This is a genomic window from Priestia sp. P5_B4, assembly GCF_056400385.1.
Map to the genome: position 1 here is coordinate 1 of NZ_JBFULJ010000740.1, position 1,911 is coordinate 1,911.

General features: G+C 37.3%; 2 protein-coding genes. One reads left to right on the top strand and one right to left on the bottom strand.

All coding sequences use genetic code 11. The features are described 5' to 3' along the window. Positions 1-1,290: MptA/MptB family glycosyltransferase (locus AC1DRF_RS25385; RefSeq protein ID WP_477741999.1), on the top strand; the 1,290-nt coding region annotated here is incomplete at its 5' end. Positions 1,291-1,330: 40 nt separating this feature from the next. On the opposite strand, the gene AC1DRF_RS25390 is transcribed toward AC1DRF_RS25385, so the two are convergent. Beyond that, complete coding sequence (locus AC1DRF_RS25390; protein ID WP_477742000.1) at positions 1,331-1,744, bottom strand: GNAT family N-acetyltransferase; 414 nt, start codon at positions 1,742-1,744, stop codon at positions 1,331-1,333. Positions 1,745-1,911: the final 167 nt, after the last annotated feature.

A 1,911-nucleotide genomic window follows, 5' to 3' on the forward strand; every position in this document is an offset into this window, starting at 1 on the left:
GACTATGAAACGCCGCTCGCTCTTTATACAGTGGGCTTTTTTATAACAGCAGCTTTCGTTTACGGATTATTAAAGAAAAAGAAATGGCATCATTCAATAGGGCATTCTCGCGTTATTTTATGGTCATTACTTGGCACTGGACTATTTATCCGGATTGCGCTGATTCCGTGGGTAGGCTCTCATATGGATGCATCTCTTTTCAAAAACTGGGCATCGGTTGCGGCTAATCATTTTTCAAATTTCTATGCTAAAAGCGGAAGCGATTATCCGCCGTTTTATATTTATATCTTGTTTATCGTTGGGAAAGTTGGCAGTTTACCGGATTTTCAGCAGTATTTTTCGCTGTTGATTAAAATCCCGCCTATTTTAGCAGATGTCGTCACATCTTATTTACTCTATCGTTTAGCTCGTAAATACTTGGCACCTTCTTTTGCCTATCTGTTAGCAATTGGGTATTTATTTAATCCGGCCATTTTAGTTAATTCAACGTTTTGGGGACAAGTCGATTCATTTTTCACTTTGCTTATTGTCCTAGCAATTGTAATGATTACGGAAAAAAGAATTTATGCGTCGGCCGTTATTTTTACAGCAGCGGTCTTAATGAAGCCGCAGGCGATTATTATCCTGCCTATTTTGTTTTTCGAGCTCATTCGCCTGAAGCAAGTGAAACATTTCTTCGGCATTGCTTTAACGGCGGCTTTCACTGCTGCTGTGATTTTATTGCCTTTTTCAGCTGGAAAAAGTCCTACGTGGATTATTAATTTATTTTCATCCACCATTGGAGAGTACCCGTATGCCTCTGTTAACGCCTATAACTTTTTTAGTTTAATAGGCGCAAACTATAAAGACAGCTCTGCAACGCTGCTGTTTTTCAGCTATCATACGTGGGGGCTTATTTTTATCGTCGCGACGACTATTTTTTCTTGGCTTATTTATATAAAAGGACGCAGCTTTAAATACGCCGCTCTTGCAGCACTTATTCAAATTTCCGGAGTATTTACGTTTTCTTCAAGCATGCATGAACGCTACTTGTTTCCAGCAGCAGCTCTTGCTTTGCTTGCTTATATTTATTTGAAAGACAAAAACTTGCTTTATTTATCCCTTGGATTTAGCATCAGTATTTTTATGAACACTTTTTTTGTTTTATACGGTGACAGCAATATGCAAAACAGTACGTCCTATCCGTTTTCTATGTTTGCTACATCTATGCTAAACGTTTTGCTTGTTATTTATTTAGTAAAAGTTGCTTGGAATTTAGTTCAAAAAAGTACGGTTTTAAAAACTGCATAATACAAAAAGCTCAGTGAGTATGACTGATCACTGAGCTTTTTTATATAACAAGCGACATGCCTGGCGCGTCTTCTTCTCTTTCTTGAAACCCAAATTTTTTATAAAAATGATGCTTTCCTTTTGCCGCAAACAGCTGAATCGATTCAATTCCGCTTTCTTCGCATTTCGTCAACAGCTCTTGAATAATTTGCTTTCCAAGCCCTTTGTTTTGGTATGTGGGATCTACCATCACGTCGCAAATAAGCGCTTGGTAAATTCCGTCTGAAATCATACGGCCAAATGCAATTAATTGTTCATTGTCGTAAATACCGACTCTAAACCAGCTGTTGGCTGCGGCTTCAAACAGCTGTTCTTTTGTATAATTGCCTTTTTTACTTTTATGTAATCCGCTCGCTTCATGCAAAGCTGCAAACTGCTCAAATGACGGAACCTCTTTTTTTATTACGTAAGACACGTTCATTCTCCTCTCAATACCGTTGTTTCTATATTATATTTATACATCAAACAGAATAATAATTCAACATTTTTATCTAGTTATCTTGTTACCCTTTCTCCAAATAAAAAAACTGCCAAACGGCAGTTTTTTAGGCTGGTACTGATTTTTTTCGTTTTTTAAGATCA